Source organism: Deinococcus sp. NW-56, from assembly GCF_002953415.1.
Taxonomy (GTDB): domain Bacteria; phylum Deinococcota; class Deinococci; order Deinococcales; family Deinococcaceae; genus Deinococcus.
Map to the genome: position 1 here is coordinate 2536810 of NZ_CP026516.1, position 24160 is coordinate 2560969.

Here is a 24160-nt window from a genome sequence, read left to right on the forward strand (position 1 = left end):
AAGAGGTTTGCAAAGGGGGCCGCCGTGCCCCTTCAGTAGGTCAGGTCAAAATCAAAAAACCCGCGCTAGGCGGGCTTTCTCTCTGGAGCCAGAGGTCGGATTTGAACCGACGACCTACTGATTACGAATCAGTTGCTCTACCCCTGAGCTACACTGGCGCGGCAAAAATGCTGCACGCACAAGGGTAGAGGATGGTCGGTCCCTTGTCAAACGCCACTTACCCCAGCGCCTTGACCTCGGTCCGGAGGGCCTCCAGCCGTGTCCGCAGTTCGGCGGCGCGGGTGCGGGCGGCCTCCAGCCGGGTCTGCTCTTGCGCGGTGAAGCGGGTGTAGGGGCTGATCGCGTCGCGCAGCCGGGCGTCGGCCCGCTCCTGCTCGCGCTCGTACTCGCGGCGAATGATCTGCCCCAGGGCCTCGCGCAGGCCCTCCACCTTCTGCCGGAGCTGGCGGTGGGCCTGCAGGCGCTTGTTGGGCAGCACGAACAGGCCCAGGCTCCCCAGCGTCAGCCCGGCGAGGATGCCCCCGGTAAAGTCCAGTGCCGACGCCCCCACGAGCGCCCCGATTCCCGCGCCGAGGCCGATGCCCCCCGCGAGCCCGCCCACCGCCCCCTTGAGGGCGTCCTCCGCGTCACGGGAAAGCTGGCGGGCGAGTTCCTGCTCGGTGGTCGTTTCGAGGTGCTGGCGGGCGCTCCCGGCGATGCCCTCCAGCAGCGCTCCCCGGTCGTAGGAAAAGCGGGTGCGGGCCACCTCGCCCTGGGGCTGACGGCGGATCAGGAAGGCCTGCACGTCCTCCCAGAAGTGCAGGTTGGCCTCCACGAAGCGGTCGATCATGGTGCCGAACTGCCGGTCGATGGCCTCGGGGAGGTCGGCCACGGCCTCGCGGCGGAAGCTCTCCTCCAGTTCGCGGCTGTTCACCAGGCCGCGCAGGTTGGAGAATCTCAGCTTGTCGTCAATGAAGCGGTCGGCCCGCACCTCGAACTCGCCCAGCAATCGGCCCAGGCGGTTGAGCTGCCCGTCGAGTTCGCCCAGCATGGTCTCCCGGTGGCGTTCGCGCTGCGCTTCGAGGTCGCGCAGGATCGCGAGGTCCTCGGTGAGGGTCTTGCGGGCGGCCTCGGCGCGGGCCTCCTCGCCGCCGAGAATTTCGGCAGCGGTGCCCAGCGGGCTTTGCAGCTTCAGGCGGGTGCGCTCGGTCTCCGAGAGGCGCGAGCGCAGGGCGTCCCGCAGCGCCCGGAACCCCTCGTCGCCGCCGCGCTGCTCGGCCCGCGCACTGATCAGAAAGACGGGCGGCGTGAGGCCCAGCACCCCCCGCGCCCCCGCTTCCACGAACTGCCGCACCTGTTCGCGCTGCTCGGGCGTTTCCAGCAGGTCCGCCTTGTTCACCACGAGCACCACGCTGCGGCCCCAGCGGGCGGCGAGGCTCAGGAACTGCCGCTCGGACTCGGTGAAGGGCCGGTCGGCGGAGGTCAGGAACAGCACGAGGTCGGCGCGGGGCAGAAAGCCCTCAGTGAGCGCCTGGTGCTGGCGGATGATCGCGTTCGTGCCCGGCGTGTCCACCAGCGCCACCCCCTCCAGGCTGGGCAGCGGGTAGGTCAGGCGGCTCACGAAGGGGTCGCGGGTGGGTTCCATCTCACCGGGGCGGTCGCCGTGGACCAGCACGTAGATGCGGTCGGTGGTGGGCGTGACGCCCTCGGGGAGCACCGCCGCGCCCAGCAGCGCGTTGACGAAGCTGCTCTTGCCCGCGTTGAACTCGCCCACGACGACCAGCAGGAAGCTTTCGTCCAGCGCCCTGGCCGCGCCCCGCGCGTACTCCACGGCCTCCGGGGGGGCACCCTGCGTCTCCAGAAAGGCCTGGAGGTCGGCGAGGAGTGCCCGCTCGCGGGAGAGGAGGTCCTGCACGGCAGCGGTCACGAGCATGGCGTCAGGGTACCCGCCGCCGCCGGGCGCGGGTCTTGCGAAATCCTGTAGGTCATGGCCCCCGCGTGAAGCTCCCTTCACCCCCCTCGGGCGCGGTCCTCCTCTGGGGTGGGCAAACTGGGGACAGTTTCCACAGGAGGTAGCCCCCATGACCGGACCCTACGACCGCCCGCCCATGCCCGCCACCGAACCCACCGACACCCCCGCGCCCCTGCCCGAGCGGATGCCCGGCGGCGACGACACCGGCCCGATCATGGACCCGCCCATGAACCCGGACCTGCCGGGCATGCCCGAGCCGGACCCGACGAGTAACCCGGACACGCCGGGCCTGCCCAGCCCGACACCGATGCCCGCGATGTGAAGCGAACAGCCGGAGCCGCCGACCTGAGCAGGTCGGCGGCGTTCTGCTGCGGTTCAGGAGGGCCACAACGTATGTCCCTGCTCGCGCAACCAGCGCCGCCACCGCGCGTGCTCGGGCATCAGGCGGGCCACATGACCCCAGTAGCGGGGCGAGTGATTGAGTTCCAGCAGATGCCCGGCCTCGTGCAGGACGACGTAGCGGGCGACCTCACGGGGAGCGCGGCTGAGCGCCCAGTGCAGTCGGATATCGCCGCGCGAGGTGCAACTGCCCCAGCGGGTGCGGGCACCGCTCAGGGCTACCCGCCCCAGCCGGTCCCTGGCCCCCAGCGCCTCCGCATATTCCTCAACCCAGGCGCGGAAGAGGGGGAGGGCAGCGGCGCGACTCCACCCTTCCAGGCTCGCGGCGAGGTCCGGGCCGGGCGGGAGGTGCACTTCATTGCCCACCCGCTGCGCCTGACGCACACCGGGCACCAGCCGCAGGGTCAGCGTCTCGCCCAGGAAGGGGTAAGGGGAACCGTCGTACCACTGGGCCGCTGGAGTTTGCCGCGCCGCAAAGGTCCGCAGATGCCGCTCGGCCCACTCGCGGCGGGACTCCACGAAGGCGGCGAGCGTGCCCTCCGGCGTGCGGGTGGGGGCGTGCAGCACGACCTCGCCGGGGCGGACCTGAAGGGCCAGCGTGCGGCGGCGGGGGCTGCGGCGCAGTTGCACCGGAACGCCCCCAACCGTCCACAGGGGGGCAGGTCGGGGGCGCGGCATGGCCTCTGTTATAGCTGGTTGTAGTCCCGGTTGAAGGTGTCGCACTGGTTGGGGTCGCCGCTCTTGAAGCCGGTCATGAACCAGTTCACCCGCTGCTGGCTGCTGCCGTGGGTAAAGGAGTCGGGCACCACGTAGCCCCGGCTCTGGCGTTGCAGGGTGTCGTCGCCGATGGCCGCCGCCGTGTTCACGGCCTCGCGCACGTCCTCCTGGGTCAGGTTGGCGAGGCTGGAGACCTGATTGCCCCAGACCCCGGCGAAGCAGTCGGCCTGGAGTTCCAGGCGCACCCCGTAGCTGTTGGCCTCGGCCTCGGTGCGGGCGCCCTGCTGTGCCCGCGTGACCTGATCGGCGATGCCGAGTTCGTTCTGGACGTGGTGCCCGACCTCGTGGGCGATCACGTAGGAGTACGCGAAGTCGCCGCCGCCGCCAAGCTGACGGTCCATCTGCGCGAAAAAGGCGGTGTCGATGTAGATCTTGTTGTCCAGCGGGCAGTAGAAGGGACCGGTCGCGCTCGTCCCCTGGCCGCAGGCGGTGGGCACCGAGCCCCGGAAGGACACCAGGATGGGCTTGGTATAGGTGCGCCCCGCCTGCTGGAAGATGCCGCTCCAGACCTCGTTGGTGCTGCCCAGGATGCGGTCGAGGAACTCGTATTCCTCGGTTTCGCCCGCCGTGCCTGCCTCGGACGGCGTCTGGGGTTGCGTCTGCGTCTGCGTCGGAACCGTCTGGCCGCCCGTGATGACGCTGGGGTCCACCCCGAAGAACATGGCGATCAGGGCGATGATCAGGCCACCGATGCCGCCGCCCACCGCGAGCCCACCGCCCGGCAGGCCCCCGCCGCCACCCGTTTGTACTCCGCCGCCGCTGCGGGGAAGGTTTCTCCAGTCCATGTCCAGCCTCCTTCGATCGGCCCGCAGCCCCAGCGCGGCCCTGAATGGGGAACGGCTCGGCTCCTGCGTGGCTCAGGGGGCATTGTAGGAGTCCCCCCGTGAGCGGGTCTTGACCAAGCCATAGGAAAAGGGGCGGAGGGCTCCCAGTCCCTCCACCCCCTCCCCTGCCCCGCACTCAGTCGGCGGCGGGCACGGCCCCCAGCCCCACGGGCGTGGGCGGAGCCACCCGGCGACGCTCGAACTGGTAGAAGACGGCGGGCACCACGAAGAAGGTCAGCAGCGTGGACGTGATCACCCCGCCCAGAATCACGATGCCCAGGCCCCGGCGGAACTCGGCGCCGTCGCCCTGCCCCAGCACCAGGGGAATGCTGATCACCAGCACCGTCAGGGTGGTCATGATGATGGGCCGAAAGCGCAACTCGGCGGCTTCGATCAGTGCTTCCCGCAGCGGCAGCGAGCGCATCCGCTCGGTCACGAATTCGAGATACAGGATCGAGTTCTTGGTGGACAGGCCCAGCAGAATCACCATGCCCAGCACCGTGATCACGTCGAGGTCCACCCCGAACAGACTGAGGGTCCACAGCGCTCCCACGATGGCGAGCGGCACGGGCAGCAGCAGGTAAATGGGGTAGCGGAACGAGTTGAACTGCGACCCCAGCACGAGGTAGGTCAGCAGCACGGCAAGGATGAGCACGACCGGGCCGTAGAACACCAGGTCCTCGGTCAGGCCCGCCGTCCCGAAGGAGGACGCGTTGCCCAGCGTCACCCCGTCGGTGAGGATTCCGGCCGCCGCCGCCCGGTCGATCAGCGTCTGCTGGTAGGCGAAGGCGTTGGGACCGCCGGGCACGAGGTCGATGTCGAGGCTGGCCGTGTACGCCTTGTTCAACCGGCTGAGGGTGGCCGGGGCCTGCCGGGTCTGGAAAGTGCCCAAGGCGGCGAGCGGCACGTTGGCCCCCAGCGCGGGCGCGAAGACCGTCTGGTCGAGCAGGCTCTCGCCGCCCTGCACCTGCGCGGGGTCGAGGCGCACCACGATGTCCACACTGCGGTCGCCGTCGCGCAGGCGGCCCGCCACGCTGCCGTCGTTGTAGGTCCGCAGCGCCTGCGCCACGTCCGAGACGGTCAGGCCGGTGCCCGCCAGTCGCGCAGGGTCCGGCACGAAGGTCCGCTCCTGCCGGGTGGCCGAGAGGCTGCTTTCCAGCGAGGCGATGTTGGGGTCGGCCGCGAGCAGCCGCAGGAGGTCGCGGTTGCGCCCGGCCAGCAGCGCCTGATTGGGCGCGGTCAGGGCAAGGCTGAGGTCCGAGCCGCCCCCCGGCACGCCCTGCTGTGAGGCCACCCGCACCTCCGCGCCCGGCACCCCGGCGGCGATGGCCGAGAAGTCGCGGGCGTAGTCGGCGGCGAGGGCCTCGATGCCGGGGCGTTCCTCGCGCGGGGCGAGGGTCACGGTCAGGCTGGCGGTGTTGGCGTTCGTGCCGCCCAGCACGCCGCCCGCGCCCACGCTGGTCTGCACCAGCCGGACCTCGGGGCGGGCCAGCAGGTTTTCCTCCAGCCGGGCGGTCAGCGCGTTCGTGCGCGAGAGTTCGGTGCCGGGGGGCAGCTCCACCTCGGCGGTCAGGATGCCGCTGTCGCTCTGGGGAATAAAGGCGAAGCCGATATTCCGCATCGCCAGCGGCACGCTGAGCAGGAAGGCTCCCGCCAGCAGCATGACCACCCAGGGCCGCCGCAGCACCCCGCTCACGCTGCGGGCATAGGCGCGGGCGGTCGCGGTCACGCCCCGGTTGGTCCAGCCGTGCAGGGTGCCCGTCAGCGCCTCAAGGAGGGCCAGCAGGACCGTCAGCAGGTAGCGGACCAGGGTCAGCAGTACGGGGGCGAGCAGGATGGACAGCGCGGCGACGGCGGGCAGTTCCAGATCGGTCAGGCGGTCGAGGCCCACCCACAGCGCGGCCCCCGCCAGGGCGAGCAGCAGCAGACCGGAGAAGGTCCGCACCCCCGCCAGCGCCTCCCGGAAAAAGCGCGGCAGCCGTCCCAGCACGCCGGGCACCTGCCGCCAGCCGATCGGCTGCGGGTCACGGGTGTAGGCCATGCGGACGGTGAGAAAGAGCAGGCTCTCGAGCCAGCTCAGCGTGATCGCCGCCGCCAGCCCCAGCCCGAACTGGCTGAAGAACTGGCCCAGGATGCCCGGCATAAAGGACAGCGGGATCAGCACCGCGAGCAGCGAGAAGGAGGCCGCCGTGACCGCCGAGAAGACCTCCGAGCCGCCCACCAGCACGCTGCGCAGCAGGCCATAGCCCATATCCCGGTAGCGCTGCACGTTCTCGGCCACCACGATGGAGTCGTCCACCACGATGCCGATGGCGACGATGATCGCCAGCAGCGAGACGATGTTGAAGGAAAACCCGAACAGGCTGTAGAGCAGCGGCGCGGCGCTGATGGAGATCGGGATGGCGAGGATGACCGCGAAGACCGTGTTCAGCCGCCCCAGGAACAGCAGCACGATCACACCCACCGCGCCGATGGCGATCAGGAACTCCTTGAAGGTGTCCTCCACCGTCGCGCGGGTGGCGGTCGTGGTATCGCTGGCGAGGGTGAGCTGATAGCCGTCGGGCAGGGGCTGTTCCGCCAGGGCCTCGGTCACCTCGTCCGCGACGGCCACGCTGTTCGTGCCGCTGGCCTTGCGGACGCTGAGGAGGACGGCGGGCTGCCCGTTGACGCGGGCGTAGCTGGTCGGCCGGGCGGAGGTGTCGCGCACGGTCGCCACGTCCGCGACCCGCAGGCCGGAGGCAGGGTCCACGACGATGCGTTCGACCTCCGCGAGGCTGGTCGGCGTGTTGCGGGTGGAAAAGCCCACCGTGGTGCCGTCCTGGGTCACGCTGCCCGCCGGGAGGTCGAGCGCCGAGGCCTGAATCGCCCCCGCCACCCGCCCCGGCGTGAGGCGGTAGGTCTGGAGCCGGGTGGGGTCCAGCAGCACCTGCACCTGCCGCGCCGGGCCGCCCGACACCGCCACGTCGGCCACGCCGGGCACGCGCTCCAGCCGCGGCACCAGCGTGTCCTCGGCGTAGGCGGCCACGTCGGGGGCGCGGGCCGAGCCGCCCAGCAGGGCCAGGGTCAGGATGGGGGTGGCGTTGGGGTCGAACTTCTGCACGACCGGCGCGTCGGCCCCGCTCGGCAGCGTGCCGCGAATGGCCGCCACCGCCTGCGAGACGCTGTTGGCCGCCGAGTCGATATTCGTGTCGTCGGAAAAGGTAATGACGACCGCCGACTGGTTGCTCACCGAGGTCGTGTTGATGTCCACGACGCCGCCCAGGGTGCTCACGGCGGCCTCGACGCGCTGGCTGACCTCGCGGTCCACCTGATCGGGCGTCGCGCCGGGGTAGGCGGTCGAGACGGCCAGCACCGGCACCTCGAAACTGGGCAGCAGTTCCACCCCCAGCCGGGTCGTCGCCAGCAGCCCGAACAGCACCACCATCACGAAGATGCCGATGGAAAAGACGTAGTTGCGCACGCTGAAGCGCACGGCGGGGTGAACGGGCGGCTCGGGGGTCCCGTCGGGCAGGGTGCCGCGCGGCAGGTCGAACTCGGGGGGATCGTGGGTGCTCATGGGAACTCCGGGAGGGGGAAGTCAGGCCGGGAGACGGAGGAGCGGACGCGGCCAGCTCGCCTCATGACCCTCCTCCGGCCACGCGCACCCGCGCCCCGTCCTGAAGGCTGCCCGGCACCGGGGTGACCACCCTGGCCCCGGCGTCCAGCCCGCGCACGGCGACCCGGCCACGGGATTCGGCGTCCACCCGGACGGGCACGCGCTGCGCGACGCCGTCCTCCACGACGTAAACCGCACTCTCGCCGCCCTCCACGCTCAGGGCCGACGACGGCACGAGGACGCCGCCGCCCACGGTGGCCCGGTAACGCACCTGCGCCGCGCCACCCACTGGCAGGTCGGCCCCGCCTTCCACCCGCGCGGTCACGGGCACGAGGCGGTCGCCCCCCGCCACCCCGCTGACCTCGTTCACGACGGCCACGTAGGTCTGCCCGCCCGCGTCGAGGTTGAGCCGGGTGCCGGGCGAGAGCGCCGCCGCGTCCGCCGGGGTCACGTTGAAGCGGGCGCGGACATTGCCCGCCTCCACGAGTCGGAAGACCGGGCTGCCCTGCCCCACCGCCTCGCCCACCTCGGCCGCGACCGACACCACGACCCCCGCGAAGGGGGCACGGACGACCGTGCGGGCCAGCGCGGTTTCGGCCTGGGTGACCCCGGCGCGGGCGCTCTGGACGCTCAGTTCGAGGGCCTCCGGGCTGCCCGCCCCCGCCCGGCCGTTCTGCGCCAGGGCGTTGCGGGCCTGCGCGAGGGCACTCTCGGCCTGCGCCTGCCCGGCCTGGGCCGCGAGGAGGGCGGACTCGGTGATCTGGTCATCGTCGTAGCGGTCCTGGGCGTCCTGCGCTTCCTGGCGGGCGCGGCGCAGGCCCAGTTCGGCGGCACGGACCCCCGCCTCCAGCGCGGGCCGGGCCGCCTCCACCGCGTCCCGCGCCTGCCGCAAGCTAAGTTCGGCCTGCTGCAGCCCCAGCCGCGCCGAGGTCAGCGCCTGCTGCGCCGCCGTGTCGTCGAGCTGCACCACCCCCTGCCCGCTCGCCACCCGCTCGCCCTCCGAGACCAGCACGCGGACCACCGTGCCGCCCGCCTGCGCCGCCACGTTGCTGTCGCGGCCCGCCTCCAGCGTCGCGGCCACCGTGCGGGGCACCGTCAGCTCGCCTTCCTCGGCCCGCACGGTCCGCACGGCGAGCGCGGTCGTCTTGGGCGGCGGGGTGGAGAGGCGGGTGGCCGTCTCCTCCCCTCCTCCCCCCTCAGGCGAGCAGGCCGTCAGCGCGAGCAGGAGGGTCAGGGGCAACAGGGCGCGGTTCACGCGAACCACCGGGGAAACGAGAGGACGGGGGGCGGGGGATGGGGCATAGGGGAAACCTCCGAAACGGGCATGGGGCGATGAGCATATCAGGGCGCGAGGCCGGGCCACAGCAGGTCGAGCAGCGCGGAGACGAAGCGGTCGGGATCAGTTGGAGCAAGAGGAGAGGAGAAGCAGGGCGAATCGCCCTCCCCCTCTGCCCCGGCGAGCAGCTCGCGGTGGACATGCTGGGTTAACGCCCCCAGCAGCGCGAGGGCAGCGACCTCGGGGTCCTGAGAGCGCACGCGACCCAGGCCCATCTCCGCGCGGAGGTAGGCGGCCAGGGCGCCCAGGTCCCGGCGCAGCGGGTCCCCGATCCGCCGCAGCAGCGGGTTGTGGTCGGGGGCGTGCCCCTGCGAGAGCATCAGCGTGAGGCGGGGCAGCACCCGCGCCGCGTCCTCCAGAACGCGCCGGGCGACGTGTTCCAGATGCCCGCGCACCTCGCCCATGCCCACCCGGCCGGGCAGGTCGTCGCGCCAGGGGGCCACGTCGCGCAGGCCTACCGCCGCCTCGAAAAGGTCGGCCTTCGTCGCGTAGCGGGTAAACAGCGTGCCTTCCGCGACGCCCGCCCGCCGCGCGATCTCGGCGGTGGTCGCCCCCACGCCGCGCTCCAGGAAGACGGCGCGGGCCGCTTCCACGATCTGTTCGTCCGAGACACTCCGGGGCCGGGCCATGTAATTGAGTATGGACTCAGGAATGGCCGGGAGCCGGTACGTTTGCCTACAGTGGGGACGCCGCTCTCCCTGGGGGCTACTGCACTGCCCGCGCCGGACAGGTCACGCGCACGCGGACTTCCTCGCCCTCCGGCCAGACCTCCTGGCCCGACGTGTGGACGAGCAATTCCTGGCCTCCCAGCCGCACCGCGTAGGTCACGTCGTGGCCCTTGTACTCGCGGGCCACGATGGTGACCGGAGTGCCGTCCTCGCCGGGCCGCGCGAAGGCGAGATGCTCCGGGCGCACGCTCACGAGGACCGGCCCCTGCGCGGGTTCTTCCAGCGGCAGGTCGCCCAGGGCGGTGCGGGCGCTCCGGCCGCTCGCCGTGCCCGACAGCAGGTTGCTGCGCCCCAGGAAGTTGGCGACAAACGCGGTGCGCGGGTGGGCATAGACCTCGTGCGGGGGGCCGATCTGCTCGACCTTGCCCGCCCGCATCACGACGAGGCGGTCGGAGAAGGCCAGCGCTTCCTCCTGGTCGTGGGTCACCAGGATCGCGGTGGTCCCGCTCTGGCGCAGGATCGCGCGGACCTCCTGCCGGGTGGAGTGGCGCAGTTGCGCGTCAAGATTGGAAAAAGGCTCGTCCAGCAGCAGCAGCGCGGGCCGGGGCGCCAGCGCACGGGCCAGCGCCACCCGCTGCTGCTGCCCGCCCGAGAGCTGGTGCGGGTAGCGGCCCTCGAAGACGGTCAGGCCCACGAGCGCGAGCGTTTCACGGGCGCGGGCCAGCCGCCCGGCGCGGGGCAACCCGGACAGGCCGAACAGCACATTCCCCAATACGGTGAGGTGCGGAAAGAGGGCGTAGTCCTGAAACACCAGCCCCACGCCGCGCCGCTCCGGGGGCACGGGCGGGGCGGTCATCTCGCGCCCCGCGATGCGGATGCTCCCGCTGTCCGGCGTTTCCAGCCCCGCGATCAGCCGCAGGGTGGTCGTCTTGCCGCAGCCCGACGGCCCCAGCAGCGTGATCAGCTCGCCGGGCGCCACCCGCAGGTCCAGCGCCTCCAGCACGGGGGGCAGCCCCGGCGCGTAGCTCTTGGTCAGGGCCGCGATCTCCAGCAGCGGCGCGGTGGGGTCGGCCAGGGTCGCGGCAGCAGCGGCAGGAGCCGGGGGCGTCAGGGTCGCGCCCGCTCCCCGGCGGGTCAGCAGGGCACGAAAGCCGGAAGGGGCGTGGGTCATGTCCTCTCTCTCCTCAGGATCAACACGGTGAGCAGCGCCCCGCTGAGGGCCAGCACCAGCGCGTAGGGGGCCGCCGCCGCGTACTGCGCTTCTTCGGTGTACGTCCAGACGTTGCGGGCCAGGGTGTCAAAGCCGGTCGGGGCCAGCAGCAGGGTCAGCGGCAGTTCCTTGAGGACGCTCAGGAACACGAAGGCCGCGCTCGCCAGCAATCCGGGCCGCATCAGGGGCAGGGTGACCTGCCAGAGGGTCCGGGCGGGCCGGGCGCCCAGCACCCGCGCGGCCTCCTCCAGCCGGGGCGTCGCCTTCGCCAGCGAGGTACGGATGGGGCCGATCGCCTCCGCGACGAAGTGCAGGGTGTAGGCCAGGATCAGCAGGGCGAAGGTCTGGTACAGCCCCGGCGCCGATCTGAGGACGAAGAAGACGAGCGCGAGCGCAAAGGCCAGCGGCGGCGTCGCGTAACCCAGGTAAGCCACCCGCTCGGTGACGCGGGCTGCCCGCCCCGCGTAACGGTTGCCGATGTAGGCCAGCGGGAAGGCGAGGACCGTGGTGGTGATCGCCGCCACCCCCGCCGCCGTGAGCGCCGAGCGGGTCGCGTCCCACAGCCCGGCGAGCGCGTAGGGGTTCTGCTCCAGCCGCAGCCAGTAGCCCACCGTCCCCAGCGGCACGACGAGCGCGGCCCCCGCCAGCAGCCCCACGAACACCCAGGCGGGCAGCGTCCAGCCGCGCAGGGGCACGCGGGCGGGTTGCCGCGCTCCTCCCGGCGACACCCGCGAGAGAAACACCCCGCGCATCAGCCGTGCTTCGAGCCACAGGGTCAGCCCGGTCACGACGAGCAGCATCAGCGCCAGCCACGCCGAGTACACCCGGTCGTAGGCCGCCGTGTACTGCTGGTAAATGGCCGCGCTGAAGGTGGGGTAGCGCATCAGGCTGGTCACCCCGAAGTCGCCCAGCACGTGCAGGGTGACGAGCAGCCCGCCCGACAGCCACGCCGGGCGCAGGTGCGGCAGCGTGACTTCGCGGAAGGTCTGCCCCGGCGTGCGGCCCAGCAGTCGGGCGGCATCCTCCAGCGCGGGGTCCTGTGCCCGCAGCGCGGCGTGCAGGTTCAGGAACAGGTACGGGAAGGTAAAGAGGGTCAGCACCCCCAGCGCCCCCCAGAACCCGCTCGGCCCCGGCCGGTTCAGGCCCGTCGCCGCCCAGATGGTGCCCCCCGGCCCGCTCGCGGCAATGAGCGCGTACGCCCCCACGTATCCCGGAATCGCCAGCGGCAGCACCCCCAGCAGCGTCAAGGCCCAGCGCGGCCGGAAGGTCGTTCGGGCGGCCAGGTATGCGAGCGGCAGCGCCACCGCCGTTCCCGCCGCCAGCACCCCCAGCGCCAGCCCCAGCGTGTTCCGCAGCAGTTCGAGGTTACGGACCCGGAACACGATCTCGCGCAATTCCTGCGCCTCGGCCCCGAAGGCCCGCAGCACGAGGTACGCGAGCGGCAGCAGCACCCCCAGCGCCGTCAGCAGGGCGGGCAGGGCCAGGGTGGGGGGCAGTCGGCGGCGCAGGGTCATAGAGAAGGCAGGCCGCAGGGGCCAACCGCGCCAATTTATCAGAGTAAGTTGGTCGGGATTGGGGGGCAGGCGTCCCGCCCCGAAAAAGGACACCCCCGGCCCCGGCTGGGGGTTGTGCTATCCACCCTTCACCCCGGCCCTCCGCTCCCGCCGCCCGACCAACTCGGCCGCCGCCAGCGCAGGCAGCAGGCTCAGCAGCACTCCACCGACAAAGCCGGAAAAAGGGGCACTCTCTGCTCAGGCGGCAGCCAGAAGGCGGCATTCACGCTGAGGGTCCCCAGCCAGAGCACCACCACCGCCAGCAATCCCACGCCCCACGAGACCCAGAAGGCCTCGCGCGGCCAGTGCCTGCGCCGGGGCAGGGCACACAGCAGGCCCACCAGCAGGCCCAGGATCAGGAAGATGTTGGAGAAGCCGATGGTGAGCGGGTCAACAGGCTCCGAGGACTCCAGGTTCCACGTCAGCACCGTCCACAGCGCGGTCACCACCCACGCAGGCCAGCCCAGCACCCCCAGCACCCGCGCCGGGGCAGGCCACAGCCGCAGCAGGCCCAGCACCACCCCGCAGGTCAGCAGGGCACCCAGCACGCCTCCCAGCAGGTTCATGTCCGTATCTCACCACAAGCGGAGGAGGCCCCACCCGCAGGCGAGACCTCCCCTCTTGCTGGCGGCGGCTCTTACAGCAGACCCGCCTCCCGCAGCAGCCGCTGCGCCTTCTCGATGTTCTTGGGCAGCACGGCGGGGTCCACGCGCGGGCTGCGCTTGGTCACGTCGCTGAAGCTCAGCATGGTGGTGGGCTGGATGATGTTGCCGATTACCGGGTACTCGAAGTTCACGCTCAGGAAGAAGGTCTGCGCGTCCTTGCCCGTCAGCGTCTGGAGGAAGCGGGTGGCGGCCGCGCGGTTCTTGCTGGTCTTCAGGATGGCCGCGCCCGTCGCGTTGCCCAGGTTGCCGATGTCGCCGTTCTTGAAGAAGTAGGTCTCGACCGGGTAGTTCAGGCGGTTGACCCGCTGGATGTAGTAGTGGTTGGTGAGCGCGACGTCGATCTCGCCCGCCCGCATCGCCTCCAGCATCCCCACGTTGCTGGTCTTGTAGTCCTTGGGGGCAAGCGCCTTCATGCCCGCGATCCACTGCCGGGTGGTCGCCTCGCCGTGCTTGGCGATCATGCCCGCCAGGAAGTCCTGGAAGGAGGGGTAGCTCACCGTCCAGCCGATGCGCCCCTTCAGGGAGGTCATCTTGGGCAGGTCCAGCACGCTGTCGGGGAGCTGCTCCGCCTTGATCTTGTTCGGGTTGTAGGCCAGCACCCGGAAGCGCACGGTGGTCGGCAGCCAGGTCCGGTCGTCGGGCACGTAGTCGGGCGCCACGCCGCGCACCATCGCGGAGGTCAGCTTCAGGAACTTGCCGTCCTCGGCGAGTTCGCCCAGCGCCCCCACCGAGTTGCCCCAGAACACGTCGGCGGGGCTGCGGCTCCCCTCCTCGCGCAGGGCGGCCACGAGCTGGCTGTCGGTGCCGTAGCGGACATTTACCTTGATGCCCGTCGAGCGCTCGAACTGCTGCACGATGGGGTCCACGAAGGTCTTGGCGCGGCCCGAGTACACGGTGATCTGGGACTGGGCCAGCGAGGAACCGGAGAGCAGCAGGGCCGCCGAGGCGAGCAGGAAACGCTTCATGGGGCGAATCCTAAGTAAGTTGCTCGGAATTGTCAACACGGGCAGGTTATGGCCCCGGTGGTCTACCGCCGTTCCAACGCCAGCTCGATCAGCCGGGTCACGAGTTCGCTGTAGCTCAGGCCCGCCGCCTCGAACAGCTTGGGGTACATGGAGGTCGTGGTGAAGCCGGGCATGGTGTTCACCTCATTCAGGAACAGCTCGCCCGTCTCCTCCACGTAGAAGAAGTCGACCCGCGCCAGCCCCGCGCCGTCGAGCGCCCGGAAAGCCGTCAGGGCGAGGCTGCGGACCCGCTCGGCTACCTCGGCAGGCAGCGGCGCGGGAATATGCATCTCGGCGCGCCCCTCGGTGTATTTCGTCTCGTAGTCGTAGAAATCGGCGTCGAAGCGCAGTTCTCCCACCGGGCTGGCAATGGGCGCGTCGTTGCCCAGAATCCCGACCTCCACCTCGCGCGGCTTGTGGGGCGTCATCGCTTCCAGAATCACGCGGCGGTCGAGGGAAAAGGCGAGGTCGAGGGCCGCCTGCAAGTCCTCGGGGCGGCTCACCTTGCTGATGCCCACGCTGGAGCCGAGGTTGGCGGGCTTCACGAAGAGAGGAAAGCCCAGTTCAGCGGCGCGGGCCTCGACCTCTGCCGGGCGGGTCTGCCACTCGCGGCGCACGGCCAGCCGCCAGTCCACCTGCGGAATGTCCACCGACGCGAGCACCTGCTTGGTCATCACCTTGTCCATGCTGACCGCCGACCCCAGCACGCCCGACCCCACGAAGGGAATCCCGGCGAGGGTCAGCAGGCCCTGGATGGTGCCGTCTTCTCCCATCGGGCCGTGCAGCAGGGGAAAGACGGCGTCGTAGCCCTCGGCGCTCGCGGCGCGGTGCAGGACGAGGTCGCCGCCGGGAACCGCCTGTCCGGTTTCCAGGGCGCGGGCGGTGTCGGTCGGCGGCAGCCATCGCCCCTGCGGGCTGATGACCACCGGGGTCACGTCGAACTGGTCGCGCGGCAGGGCCGAGAGGACACTGCGGGCGCTCATCAGGCTGACCTCGTGTTCGCCGGACTGACCGCCCGCCAGCAGCAGGATGCGTTTCTTCATCGCGGGGCAGTATGGCACCCGCATGGCCTGGGCCGGGGGAGGCGCCCCAAGACCCCTTGAAACCTCTCACATGCCCTGCTCAGGCTGCGCTATGATTGGCTCCGTCTGACATCCACAGGTTTCCCGGCCCGGCCACACCGACCGGACTGCGGCACGACAAACCGCTTTGCCCCAGGAGGCACCATGAAGAAAATCGCTCTGCTCAGCTCGCTGCTCTTCGCTGCTGCGGTCGCCAGCACCGCCCAGGCTGCCGTCGCCAAGGACACACTGGTCGTCCAGTGGGCCAACGACGTGCCCACGCTGGACCCCGCCGCGACCTACGACACCGCCTCGGGCTCGATTGTCGAGAACCTCTACGAGACGCTGGTGACCTACAAGGGTGCGAGCATCCGTGAACTCGAGCCCCTGCTGGCGACCAAGTGGGCCATCAGCAACGGCGGCAAGACCTACACCTTCGACCTGCGCAAGAACGTCAAGTTCCACTCCGGCAACACCATGACCTGCGCGGACGCCGAGTACACCTTCGAGCGCAACCTGGTCACCAACGCCGCCGAGTCGGGCAACTGGTTCTTCGCCGAGAGCCTGCTGGGCACCGGCGCCAACGCGGGCGACGACAAGAGCATCACCTGGGCCAGAATCGACCGCGCCGTGGAGTGCAACCGCGCCGGGCAGCTCGTCTTTACCCTGCCCAAGGTGGACCCCGCGTTCCTCTCCAAGATGGCCTACGCGGGCCAGAGCGTCGTGGACCGCCAGCACGCCATCAAGGTGGGCGAGTGGAAGGGCACCGAGGCCGACTGGAAGAACTGGATCGGCAAGGACCTGCAGGGCAGCAACCTGAACAAGCAGCCCAGCGGCACGGGGGCGTACCGCCTGGTGCGCCGTGACGCCAACGCGATTCTCGCGCAGGCTTTTGACGGCTACTGGGGCAAGAAGCCCGCGATCAAGAACGTGATCGTCCAGAAGGTTCCCGAACTCGCCGCCCGTCAGCAGGCCTTCCTGCGCGGCGACGCCGACCTGATCGAGACCGGTGGCCGCGCCAACATCGAAGAGCAGCTCAAGGGCAAGCCCGGCGTGGTCGTGGTGGACAACCTGCCCAACACCGTGGCCTCGGCGTTCTTCATGAACCAGAACATCAAGGACCCCAGCCGCCTGGGCAGCGGCAAGCTCGACGGGCGCGGCATCCCGGCGAACTTCTTCAGCGACGTGAACGTCCGCCGCGCCTTCGCGAACTCGTTCAACTACGCCCAGTACATCCGGGACGTGCAAAACGGCAAGGGCAAGCAGCGCACCATGCTGCTCCCCGACTCCTTCCCCGGCTACGACGCCAAGGTCAAGACCTACAAGTACGACCCCAAGCAGGCCGAGGCGTACTTCAAGCGGGCCTGGGGCGGCAACGTCTGGAAGAACGGCTTCACGCTGAACGCCTCGTACCGCGCGGGCAACGTGGCCTCGCAGACGGCCATGGAGATCCTGAAGAAGAACGTCGAGGCGCTGAACCCCAAGTTCCGCGTGAACATTCAGCCCAAGGAGTGGTCGGCCATGCTGAACGACTCCAAGGCCGGGAAGGAGCCCATGATCATCATCGGCTGGGCGCCCGACTACGCTGACCCCGACAACTTCATGTACACCTTCTACTCCAGCAACGGGTACTACTACCCCCGCGCCAACTGGAAGGACGCGCAGGTCGACAAGTGGCTGGAGCAGGCCCGCAACACCACCAACGCGGCCACCCGCAACCGGCTGTACTCGCTCGTCGGGCAGCGGGCCTATGAGCAGTCGCCCTTCATCCTGATTCCGGCGGGCATCGGGGTGATCGCCCACCGCGACAACCTCGTGGGCGTGAGCGCCCGCGCGTACAACCCCATGACCAGCTTCAGCGACACCGGGACCTTCTGGAAGGACCTCAGCAAGAAGTAAGCGGCAAAAGCCACGCGGGACGGGGAAGGTCTACCAGGGCCTTCCCCGTCCCCCTTTGCCCTGCCCCTTTGTGTGGGGGCGCCGCGCGTGTATGGTGGAGTGCTGACGCTTTTTCCCGCTCACCTGCTTTCATCACACCACCCTGATCAGGGGCGAGAATCAGCGCCGACTCCCGGACCACCGGAGATTCCCACCTTCCTAGAGGTTGTCATGCTCAATTTCATCGTCCGCCGCCTCATTCAGATTCCGCTGGTCATGCTAGCCCTGTCGGTCCTGATCGTGGCCCTCACGATGCTGCTCACGCCCGCGCAGCGCGCGGCGGGGTACATCCGCAGCGACCAGCAGGCCGCGCAGCTCGAGCGCATCATCCGCGACCGGGGACTTGACCAGCCTTTCCCGGTGCAGTACGGCAAGTGGCTGCAAAGCACCCTGCAAGGCGACCTGGGCTTTTCCAAGTCCAGCGGCCAGCCGGTGCTGGACACCATCATCGAGCGGCTGCCCAACACCATCGAGCTGACGCTGGTGACCGCCATTCCCATCATCCTGATCGGGGTGTGGCTGGGCACCCTCAGTGCGCTGAACAAGGACCGCTTTATTGACCAGGTGCTGCGGGTGTTCGCGGTGCTGGGCTACAGCCTCCCGACCTTCGTGCTGGGGATCGTGCTGCTGGCGGTGCTGTACGGCTACCTGGGCTGGCTGCCGGGTGCGGGGCAACTGGAGGTCGTCAACCAGTTCGCCGTCGGGGACATCCGGCGTTACACCGGGATGCTGGGGCTTGACGCCTTGCTCAACGGGCGCTTCGACATCGCCCTCGACGTGCTGCGGCACATGATCATGCCTGCGCTGACGCTGATCATCGTTTCGGGGGCCACCATCCTCAAGGTGATGCGCAACAACATGCTCGAAGCGCTGACGAGCGACTACGTGCGCACCGCCCGCGCCAAGGGTCTGCCCGAACGCACGGTGAACCTCAAGCACGCCCGGCGCAACGCGCTGCTCTCGATCATCACGCTGGGGGGCTTCCTGATCATCGGATTGCTGAGCGGCTCGATCATCACCGAGACGATCTTCGCCTATCCCGGTATCGGGCAGTGGGTCGCGCAGTCGGCACTGCAACTCGATGTGCCCTCGGTGCTGGGGTTCGCCCTGCTGTCAGCCATCATCGTGGTGGTGGTCAGCACCCTGACCGACATCCTGTACGGGGTGGTTGACCCCCGCGTGAGGTTTGACTGATGACGACCGTACCTGCTGCCCCCGCCCCGGCCCAGAAGCGCAGCGCCGTGCGCGACTTCCTGTCGTCGCGCCCCATCATGAAATTGCGGCGCAACAAGCTCGCCATGGTGGGCCTGCTGGTCGCCACCCTCTTCCTGTTGATGGGCTTTTTCGCCCCCATCATCGCCCGGCCCTCCGCCGACTCCAACTGCGTGCGCGACCTGGGGGCCAGCAGCCCGCAGGAGATCGCCAATCCGCTGAGCGGCGTCTTCTGGAAAGCCCACTTCGCCGCGCCCGACACCTGCTACTCCATCGAGCGCGAGAGCTTCTCGCCCACGCCCACCCCGCCCAGCGAGGAAGCCCGCTTCGGGACCAGTCAGGGCTACGACATCTTCTACGGCCTGATCTGGGGCACCCGCACGATGTTCAAGCTGTCCTTCATCATCGTGGGCATCACCCTGATCGTGGGCGTGATCATCGGCGCGATCAGCGGCTTTTACGGCGGCTGGATCGACAACCTGATTCAGCGCTTTATCGACGTGCTGTTCGCCCTGCCGGGGCTGGTGCTCACGATCATCCTGATCACCTTCCTGAAGGCGAGCAATCCCGGCATCGACCCCTCGCTGCCCATCATCCTGGCCTACACCGTGACCGGCTGGGCGAGCTATGCCCGCATCGTGCGCGGCGACGTGCTGCGGACGCGGCAACTGGAGTTCGTGGACGCGGCCCGCAGCCTCGGCGCCCGCGACTGGCGCCTGATCCTGCGGCACATCATTCCCAACAGCCTCGCCAGCGTGCTGACCCTCGCCGTGCTGGACCTGGGCACCATCCCGCTCTCCATCGCCGCGCTCTCGTTCCTGGGCCTGGGCTTCCCGGCCGGGTACGCCGAGTGGGGCCAGCTCGTGGACTTTGCCCGCGCGTGGCTGCAGCCGCAGTACTGGTACGTGATGGTGTACCCGGCGGCCTTCATCATCCTGTTCAGCCTCGCCTTTAACCTCTTCGGCGACGCCCTGCGCGACGCCTACGACCCCAAGACGCGCTGAGCTTCCGCCCCCCTGCCCGCCCCTGGCCTTCCCGCCAGGGGCGGTTTGCTGTTATCTGGCCCGCGCCCAGACGGTCAGGTCACCGTCGTCCTCGTCCCAGGCGGTGCCGACGGGCACGAAGCCCAGCTTCTCCAGCACGCGGGCGCTCGCGGGGTTGGTCACGGCCGTGTGCGCGGTCACCCGCCGGACCTCGGGGCGGGCGAGCAGGGCCGTCACCAGGGCGCCGACGGCCTCGGTCGCGTAGCCCTGGCCCCAGGCGTCGGGGTTGAGGCCGTAACCGATCTCCACGTCGCCCGCCTCATTCGGCACGCCGCCGCCCTTGGCCCCCATCTGGCCGATGGCGGTGCCCGTCGCCCGCTCGACCAGGGTGGCGCTCCAGCGTTCGCGCTCGGGGTCAAAGGCCGCCAGCCGCGCGGGCAGCAGGGGCAACAGGTCGCCGGGCCACGCCGGAGGGTAGGTCACGGTGAGGGGGCCATCCGGGGTGGGCAGGGTCGCCGTGAAGGGAGCCTGCGCGAGCCGCCCCGCGATGACCTCGCGGGTAAGGGGGACGAGGACGAGGCGGGGCGTGCAGGCGTACATGGCCGCAGGGTAGAGCCGGCCTGCCGGGGGCGGCGTCGGCCAGATGGCGGGTCAGGTCCGGCGGGTGCCCGCCGCCTTCACCCAGCCCGGCACCCGGCTCCACGCGGCGGCGTAGCCCAGCCCGGCCAGCGCCCAGAACGCGACGACCGCGAGGGGCTGCGCGAACAGGGTGCAGCCCAGCAGGAAGGGGACGGCGGGGGCACCGCCCGATTGCAGGGCGGCGGTCAGGACGGCGCGGGCGGGCGGCTGACCGGGGTCACGGGCCGCCGAGTGCGCCAGCCGCAGCACCAGCGCGGCGAGGAGTGCCCCCAGCCCGGCGAGCGCGGCGACCCACGGGGGGGGCAGCAGCGTGGGGCCGCTCAGGGCGTACAGCACGCCCAGCGGCAGCCCCGGCACTGCCAGCACCGCGAAGCCTGCCGCCTGCGCCCGCCGCGCGGCCCGCACGAGGTCGGCGGGCTGGCCGCTCCCCACCTCACGGACGAAGGCGTCAAGCATCGGTCGCCTGGGGGGTCAGGGCTTCGACGGTCGCGGGCACCCCGCCCACCTCCACCCGGTCCCCCGGCGCGAGTTCCCGCCTCAGCCGCGCGAGGCTCAGGCCCCCCGCGTGGGCGCCCGATTGCCCGACGACCTTGCCGCCCTGGGTGACCTCCGCCCGCTCGGGGAGGCCCTCGCCGCGCAGCCGCGCCAGGGCGTAACGGGCCTGCCCCCGCGCCTCCAGCCGGGCCATGATCTCCTGCCCCACGTAGCAGCCCTTGCGGTAGCTGATGGCCGGGAGGGGGCCGCCCACGTCCAGCCCAATCTCCGGAATCAGGGTGCCTACGAAGCCGTCGGCGTCCACGTCGGGAATCCCGGCGCGGATTCGGGCGGCGTGCAGCTCGGGGAGGGCGACCTCGGCGCCCGCCAGCGCCCCCAGCACTGCCTCCTCCTGCCGGGCGAGGAAGTGCAGGTCCACCCCCGGCGCCCCGGTGCGGTTCACGCGCCCGCCCAGCACGGCGGCCCCCGCCAGCCCGAATTCCTGCGCGTCGCCGCCCGCCGGGTCCCAGCCGGGCAGCTCGGCCTCGCGCCAGACGTGGACGGTGCGGAGGTCCTCCGAGAGATCGGCCAGCTCCACCTGATCGAAGATGATGTAGCGCCGCAGCCGCGCTTCCAGCGCCGGGGCCTGCCCTGCCCCAAGGTGGAGGTACACGTCGCTGGGGCGCTTGTACACGCGGGCGAAGAACTCGATCTGCCCGCGCACGTTCAGGAAGCAGGCGGCGACCAGGCCGGGGGTGGGTGCCCCCCGCAGGTCGCCCGTCATCTGCCCCTGCGCGAAGTCCACCCGGTCTGACCCGGTCAGGCGCAGGGCGCTGGAGGGAAGGCGGGTCCACATGGGGTCAGGCTACGGGAAAAGGGAACGGGGATGTGGGGTGGGGGGCAGGGTTCGGTCGGAGCGGTCAGTCGCTCGCCACCGCCAGCTCGCGCCCGGCCCGCAGCGCCCGCTGCGCCTCGCGGGTGAGGTTCCAGCGGGTCAGGTCGGAGACGCCCTCGCGGACGATCGCCCCCGCGTGGGGCAGGGCGGCGCGGCGCGACTGCAGGTTGCGGCTCACGATGGCGGTGAGGTCGTCGAGGTTGTAGAGGTGCGCTCCCGCCACCCCGCCGATCTCGGGGTCGAGGATGCGCGGCACGCTGATGTCGATCAGGAACATGGGCCGCTCGGGGCGCCCTTCCAGCGCCGCCGCCACCCCTTCCGGGTGCAGGACGTAGTGGGGCGCGGCGCTCGACGCGATCACCACGTCGGCCAGGGGCAGGGCCTCGTGCAGCAGTTCGGCGGCGCAGGCGCGGCCCCCCACCCGCTCGGCGAGCGCCCGCGCCCGCTCGGCGGTGCGGTTGACCACGATCACGTCCTCCACGCCCGCCGCCCGCAGGTGAGTCAGGGTCAGCTCGGCGGTCTCGCCCGCGCCCAGAATCAGGGCGGTGCGCCCCGCGAGGCCCCCCAGCGCCGACTGCGCGAGTTCGACGGCGGCGCTCGACACGCTGACCACCCGGTCCGCGAGGGCCGTCTCGGTGCGGACCCGCTTGCCCGCCGCGAGGGCGCCCTGCGCGACCTTGTTCAGGACCGTGCCCGCGAAGCCCAGGTCCCGCGACGCCTGCCACGCCCGCTTGACCTGCCCCTGAATCTGCGTTTCGCCGATCACGAGGCTGTCGAGGCCCGCCGCCACCCGGTAGAGGTGCGTGGCCGCCGCCTCGCCCCGGTGGACGTAGAGGTGCTCGCCCAGGTCCCCGCCCCAGGCGTCCCCGAAGACGGCGCGGGGGTCGCCGCGCAGCCCCGCGAGGTAAACCTCGGTGCGGTTGCAGGTTGCGAGCAGCATGACCTCGGCGGCCGAGCGCGAGAGGTGCGCGAGCACGGCGGCCTCGTCCCCGGCGCGGACGGCGGCCCGCTCGCGGACCTCGACCGGGGCGGTTTGGTGGTTCAGGCCCACCACCACGAAGTCGAGCGCGGCGGGCGGCGGCACGTGCGCTCCGGCGAGCAGGGCGCGGCCCGTGGGACAGGCCAGCGTCATGCGCCCACCTGGCCCGGTTCCAGGCCCACGGCGGCGCGGATGTCGGCCCGCAGGGCGGCGAGGGCGGCCTCACGCTCGGTGCCGGGCAGGGTCAGCGCGGCCTCCCGGCGCTCGGCCCAGGCGTCCACCTGCTCGGGAGCCGGGAGCAGGCCAGCGATGCGCTCGGCGAGGGCCTGCGCGAGCAGCGGCAGCTCGCGCCCGGTGGTGAAGGCCACCTCCACCCCGCCCCGGCGGGTCACGGCGGGAAAGCGCAGGGTGCCCCGCGCGGCGTCCCCGGCGTGGTTGACCAGGGCGCCCGTGGCCTGGGCCTCGGCGGTCACGGCGCCGTTGACCTCGGGGCTGCTCGTGGCGGCCACGACCACCCGCGCCCCCGCCACGTCTCCGGGGCGGTAGGGGCGGGGGTCGTGCCCCACGGGAAGCGCGGCGAAGTCGGGGTGCAGCTCGGGGGCCACCACCCGCACCCGCAGTCCGGCGTTCAGCAGGGTGCGGGCGCGGCGCAGCGCCACAGGTCCACCCCCCACCACCACGGCAGACTCACCGCTCAGATTCAGGAAGGCGGCCAGCGTCACGCGCGGCAGCATAGCGTGACCCGGCCGGGGCGGGCGTCCCCGACCGAACGGTCAGAAACCTCGCCGGGAACGGGATTTTTGGCCCGGCGGGGGTCCGGTTAGAGGCAGCCCTGACCGCGCAAGGCTTCCGGCCCGGCGGGGTCCGCGAAGAGGGTCAGGAAGGCCGAGACGACCCCAGGGTCGAACTGCTGGCCCGCCTCGGCGCGGATGAGTGCCAGGGCACCGGGCACGCTCAGGGGCGCCCGGTAGGGCCGCTGGTGGGTGAGGGCGTCAAACACGTCGATCACCGAGAAGAGGCGGGCCAGGCGCGGGATCGCCTCGCCCACCAGCCCATCGGGATACCCGGTGCCATCCCAGCGTTCGTGGTGCGAGCGCACGACCTCCAGCACCTCGCGCGGCATCTCGGGAATGCGGCGCACCAGGGCCTCGCCGGTCAGGACGTGGCGCTGCATCTGGGTGCGTTCCCCGGGGGTTAGAGGCCCCGGCTTGAGCAGAATCTCGTCGGAAACGCTGAGCTTGCCGATGTCATGCAGGTAGGCGCCCTGCCGCAGGTGGCCCTGAGCCGCCTCATCCAGACCCAGCGCCCGGCCCAGCCGCCCGGCCAGCGCGACCGTGCGCCCGGTGTGGCCCTGGGTCTCGTAGTCGCGGGCCTCCAGCGCCAGCCCCAGCGCGAGCAGCGCTCCCTCGCGGGTGGCGGCGGCGCGGGCCGTCTCATAGGTCCGCTGGAGGGCCACGGTGCCCGCATTGGCAAAGGTGACGAGCAACTCCTCGTCGCGGGTGCTGAAGGGCGGGTCCTCGCGGCCCACCGTCAGGACCCCCAGCAGCCGCCCCGAGGCGGACCGCAGCGGCGCGTACAGCAGATGCTGCGGCGGCACCCCCGTGCGGAGCACCGCCCAGGGGGGCAGGTGGTGACGGTGGAGATGCAGCACCGGGTCCTGACTCAGCGCGGCCCGCCACGACGCCCCCTGGCCGCGCGGCAGGGTCCGGCCGAGGTCGTTGGCATGTTGCCCTGCCTGAGCGGTCACCCGCAGCAGGTCCGTCTCGGGCAGGTAGCGCAGGAAGAGCGCGTAGCGGGTGCCCAGCAGCCGCACGCTCTCCCGGGTCAGGATGGTTTCCACCTCGGAGCACGAGTGCGCCACGAGCAGGGCCTGACTCAGGTCCAGCAGGATGCCCAGGGCTGCCCGGTCGTCCACGCTCACGCTGCCCCCCAGGGAGGCCGGGTCGGCGCGGCGCGGTGCATGGGCGTAGGGTGACACATGCTCGCCTCTGCTGCCG

21 protein-coding genes and 1 tRNA gene are annotated in these 24160 nt (G+C 71.2%); 4 read left to right on the top strand and 18 right to left on the bottom strand.

The window, feature by feature from the left end:
* Nucleotides 1-83: 83 nt before the first annotated feature.
* A tRNA-Thr gene (locus C3K08_RS12745) sits at nucleotides 84-158 on the bottom strand.
* A 59-nt stretch (nucleotides 159-217) separates the two neighbouring features.
* Complete coding sequence (locus tag C3K08_RS12750; protein WP_104991633.1) at nucleotides 218-1912, bottom strand: dynamin family protein; 1695 nt, start codon at nucleotides 1910-1912, stop codon at nucleotides 218-220.
* A 148-nt stretch (nucleotides 1913-2060) separates the two neighbouring features.
* Here C3K08_RS12750 and C3K08_RS12755 point away from each other — a divergent pair, with 148 nt between their 5' ends.
* A complete protein-coding gene (locus C3K08_RS12755; RefSeq protein WP_104991634.1) occupies nucleotides 2061-2273 on the top strand; it encodes a hypothetical protein in 213 nt (70 codons plus the stop codon).
* Between the two features lie 53 nt (nucleotides 2274-2326).
* On the opposite strand, the gene C3K08_RS12760 is transcribed toward C3K08_RS12755, so the two are convergent.
* The 10 genes from C3K08_RS12760 to C3K08_RS12805 all read right to left on the bottom strand — a co-directional run bounded on the left by C3K08_RS12760 (nucleotide 2327) and on the right by C3K08_RS12805 (nucleotide 15025).
* The gene (locus tag C3K08_RS12760) at nucleotides 2327-3028 is read right to left on the bottom strand and encodes a M48 family metallopeptidase (protein WP_104991635.1); all 702 of its coding nucleotides are present in this window, start codon (nucleotides 3026-3028) and stop codon (nucleotides 2327-2329) included.
* An 8-nt stretch (nucleotides 3029-3036) separates the two neighbouring features.
* Complete coding sequence (locus C3K08_RS12765; protein WP_104991636.1) at nucleotides 3037-3912, bottom strand: neutral zinc metallopeptidase; 876 nt, start codon at nucleotides 3910-3912, stop codon at nucleotides 3037-3039.
* Between the two features lie 175 nt (nucleotides 3913-4087).
* Nucleotides 4088-7507, bottom strand: coding sequence for an efflux RND transporter permease subunit (locus tag C3K08_RS12770; protein ID WP_104991637.1), 3420 nt, complete (start codon nucleotides 7505-7507; stop codon nucleotides 4088-4090).
* Between the two features lie 61 nt (nucleotides 7508-7568).
* Nucleotides 7569-8801: an efflux RND transporter periplasmic adaptor subunit gene (locus tag C3K08_RS12775; protein WP_104991638.1), complete on the bottom strand. Its 1233-nt coding sequence runs from the start codon at nucleotides 8799-8801 to the stop codon at nucleotides 7569-7571.
* An 86-nt stretch (nucleotides 8802-8887) separates the two neighbouring features.
* Nucleotides 8888-9511: a TetR/AcrR family transcriptional regulator gene (locus tag C3K08_RS12780; RefSeq protein ID WP_104991639.1), complete on the bottom strand. Its 624-nt coding sequence runs from the start codon at nucleotides 9509-9511 to the stop codon at nucleotides 8888-8890.
* A 76-nt stretch (nucleotides 9512-9587) separates the two neighbouring features.
* Nucleotides 9588-10721 (bottom strand): ABC transporter ATP-binding protein, encoded by a 1134-nt coding sequence (locus C3K08_RS12785; RefSeq protein ID WP_104991640.1) that lies wholly within the window; start codon nucleotides 10719-10721, stop codon nucleotides 9588-9590.
* Nucleotides 10718-12274, bottom strand: a complete 1557-nt coding sequence (locus C3K08_RS12790; RefSeq protein WP_104991641.1) for an iron ABC transporter permease — start codon at nucleotides 12272-12274, stop codon at nucleotides 10718-10720. The genes C3K08_RS12785 and C3K08_RS12790 overlap by 4 nt, the downstream gene beginning before the upstream one ends.
* 191 nt (nucleotides 12275-12465) lie before the next feature.
* Entirely contained in the window at nucleotides 12466-12879 is a 414-nt protein-coding gene (locus C3K08_RS12795) for a hypothetical protein (protein ID WP_104991642.1), read from the bottom strand.
* Between the two features lie 71 nt (nucleotides 12880-12950).
* Nucleotides 12951-13943 (bottom strand): extracellular solute-binding protein, encoded by a 993-nt coding sequence (locus C3K08_RS12800; protein ID WP_104991643.1) that lies wholly within the window; start codon nucleotides 13941-13943, stop codon nucleotides 12951-12953.
* A 62-nt stretch (nucleotides 13944-14005) separates the two neighbouring features.
* Complete coding sequence (locus tag C3K08_RS12805) at nucleotides 14006-15025, bottom strand: D-alanine--D-alanine ligase family protein (RefSeq protein ID WP_104991644.1); 1020 nt, start codon at nucleotides 15023-15025, stop codon at nucleotides 14006-14008.
* A gap of 183 nt (nucleotides 15026-15208) precedes the next feature.
* On the opposite strand from C3K08_RS12805, the gene C3K08_RS12810 reads away from it, so the two are divergent.
* From C3K08_RS12810 to C3K08_RS12820, 3 genes are all read left to right on the top strand, one after another.
* A complete protein-coding gene (locus C3K08_RS12810; RefSeq protein WP_104991645.1) occupies nucleotides 15209-16942 on the top strand; it encodes an ABC transporter substrate-binding protein in 1734 nt (577 codons plus the stop codon).
* Nucleotides 16943-17152: 210 nt separating this feature from the next.
* Nucleotides 17153-18175 carry an ABC transporter permease gene (locus tag C3K08_RS12815; RefSeq protein ID WP_104991646.1) on the top strand — a complete coding sequence of 341 codons (1023 nt, stop codon included), beginning with the start codon at nucleotides 17153-17155 and terminating at the stop codon, nucleotides 18173-18175.
* Complete coding sequence (locus tag C3K08_RS12820; protein ID WP_104991647.1) at nucleotides 18175-19197, top strand: ABC transporter permease; 1023 nt, start codon at nucleotides 18175-18177, stop codon at nucleotides 19195-19197. Before C3K08_RS12815 ends, C3K08_RS12820 begins: the two co-directional genes overlap by 1 nt.
* Before the next feature lie 51 nt (nucleotides 19198-19248).
* Here the strand turns inward: C3K08_RS12820 and C3K08_RS12825 are convergent, their stop codons facing one another.
* The 6 genes from C3K08_RS12825 to C3K08_RS12850 form a co-directional block, all read right to left on the bottom strand.
* On the bottom strand, nucleotides 19249-19776 hold the full coding sequence (locus C3K08_RS12825; protein ID WP_104991648.1) for a GNAT family N-acetyltransferase: 528 nt from the start codon (nucleotides 19774-19776) through the stop codon (nucleotides 19249-19251).
* 51 nt (nucleotides 19777-19827) lie between these two features.
* Complete coding sequence (locus C3K08_RS12830) at nucleotides 19828-20271, bottom strand: hypothetical protein (protein WP_104991649.1); 444 nt, start codon at nucleotides 20269-20271, stop codon at nucleotides 19828-19830.
* A complete protein-coding gene (locus C3K08_RS12835) occupies nucleotides 20264-21145 on the bottom strand; it encodes a folate-binding protein YgfZ (protein WP_104991650.1) in 882 nt (293 codons plus the stop codon). The genes C3K08_RS12830 and C3K08_RS12835 overlap by 8 nt, the downstream gene beginning before the upstream one ends.
* Before the next feature lie 64 nt (nucleotides 21146-21209).
* Entirely contained in the window at nucleotides 21210-22316 is a 1107-nt protein-coding gene (gene hemA / locus C3K08_RS12840; protein WP_199776940.1) for a glutamyl-tRNA reductase, read from the bottom strand.
* A complete protein-coding gene (locus C3K08_RS12845) occupies nucleotides 22313-22885 on the bottom strand; it encodes a bifunctional precorrin-2 dehydrogenase/sirohydrochlorin ferrochelatase (protein ID WP_234009083.1) in 573 nt (190 codons plus the stop codon). Before C3K08_RS12845 ends, hemA begins: the two co-directional genes overlap by 4 nt.
* A 98-nt stretch (nucleotides 22886-22983) precedes the next feature.
* Nucleotides 22984-24141 carry an HD domain-containing phosphohydrolase gene (locus tag C3K08_RS12850; RefSeq protein ID WP_234009084.1) on the bottom strand — a complete coding sequence of 386 codons (1158 nt, stop codon included), beginning with the start codon at nucleotides 24139-24141 and terminating at the stop codon, nucleotides 22984-22986.
* Nucleotides 24142-24160 lie beyond the last annotated feature (19 nt).

Excerpts from the sequence above, each read along its gene's own strand:
- C3K08_RS12750 (WP_104991633.1), bottom strand. The coding sequence starts at position 1,912 with ATGCTCGTGACCGCTGCCGTGCAGGACCTCCTCTCCCGCGAGCGGGCA.
- C3K08_RS12755 (WP_104991634.1), top strand. The coding sequence starts at position 2,061 with ATGACCGGACCCTACGACCGCCCGCCCATGCCCGCCACCGAACCCACC.
- C3K08_RS12760 (WP_104991635.1), bottom strand. The coding sequence starts at position 3,028 with ATGCCGCGCCCCCGACCTGCCCCCCTGTGGACGGTTGGGGGCGTTCCG.
- C3K08_RS12765 (WP_104991636.1), bottom strand. The coding sequence starts at position 3,912 with ATGGACTGGAGAAACCTTCCCCGCAGCGGCGGCGGAGTACAAACGGGT.
- C3K08_RS12770 (WP_104991637.1), bottom strand. The coding sequence starts at position 7,507 with ATGAGCACCCACGATCCCCCCGAGTTCGACCTGCCGCGCGGCACCCTG.
- C3K08_RS12780 (WP_104991639.1), bottom strand. The coding sequence starts at position 9,511 with ATGGCCCGGCCCCGGAGTGTCTCGGACGAACAGATCGTGGAAGCGGCC.
- C3K08_RS12785 (WP_104991640.1), bottom strand. The coding sequence starts at position 10,721 with ATGACCCACGCCCCTTCCGGCTTTCGTGCCCTGCTGACCCGCCGGGGA.
- C3K08_RS12790 (WP_104991641.1), bottom strand. The coding sequence starts at position 12,274 with ATGACCCTGCGCCGCCGACTGCCCCCCACCCTGGCCCTGCCCGCCCTG.
- C3K08_RS12795 (WP_104991642.1), bottom strand. The coding sequence starts at position 12,879 with ATGAACCTGCTGGGAGGCGTGCTGGGTGCCCTGCTGACCTGCGGGGTG.
- C3K08_RS12800 (WP_104991643.1), bottom strand. The coding sequence starts at position 13,943 with ATGAAGCGTTTCCTGCTCGCCTCGGCGGCCCTGCTGCTCTCCGGTTCC.
- C3K08_RS12805 (WP_104991644.1), bottom strand. The coding sequence starts at position 15,025 with ATGAAGAAACGCATCCTGCTGCTGGCGGGCGGTCAGTCCGGCGAACAC.
- C3K08_RS12810 (WP_104991645.1), top strand. The coding sequence starts at position 15,209 with ATGAAGAAAATCGCTCTGCTCAGCTCGCTGCTCTTCGCTGCTGCGGTC.
- C3K08_RS12815 (WP_104991646.1), top strand. The coding sequence starts at position 17,153 with ATGCTCAATTTCATCGTCCGCCGCCTCATTCAGATTCCGCTGGTCATG.
- C3K08_RS12820 (WP_104991647.1), top strand. The coding sequence starts at position 18,175 with ATGACGACCGTACCTGCTGCCCCCGCCCCGGCCCAGAAGCGCAGCGCC.
- C3K08_RS12825 (WP_104991648.1), bottom strand. The coding sequence starts at position 19,776 with ATGTACGCCTGCACGCCCCGCCTCGTCCTCGTCCCCCTTACCCGCGAG.
- C3K08_RS12830 (WP_104991649.1), bottom strand. The coding sequence starts at position 20,271 with ATGCTTGACGCCTTCGTCCGTGAGGTGGGGAGCGGCCAGCCCGCCGAC.
- C3K08_RS12835 (WP_104991650.1), bottom strand. The coding sequence starts at position 21,145 with ATGTGGACCCGCCTTCCCTCCAGCGCCCTGCGCCTGACCGGGTCAGAC.
- hemA (WP_199776940.1), bottom strand. The coding sequence starts at position 22,316 with ATGACGCTGGCCTGTCCCACGGGCCGCGCCCTGCTCGCCGGAGCGCAC.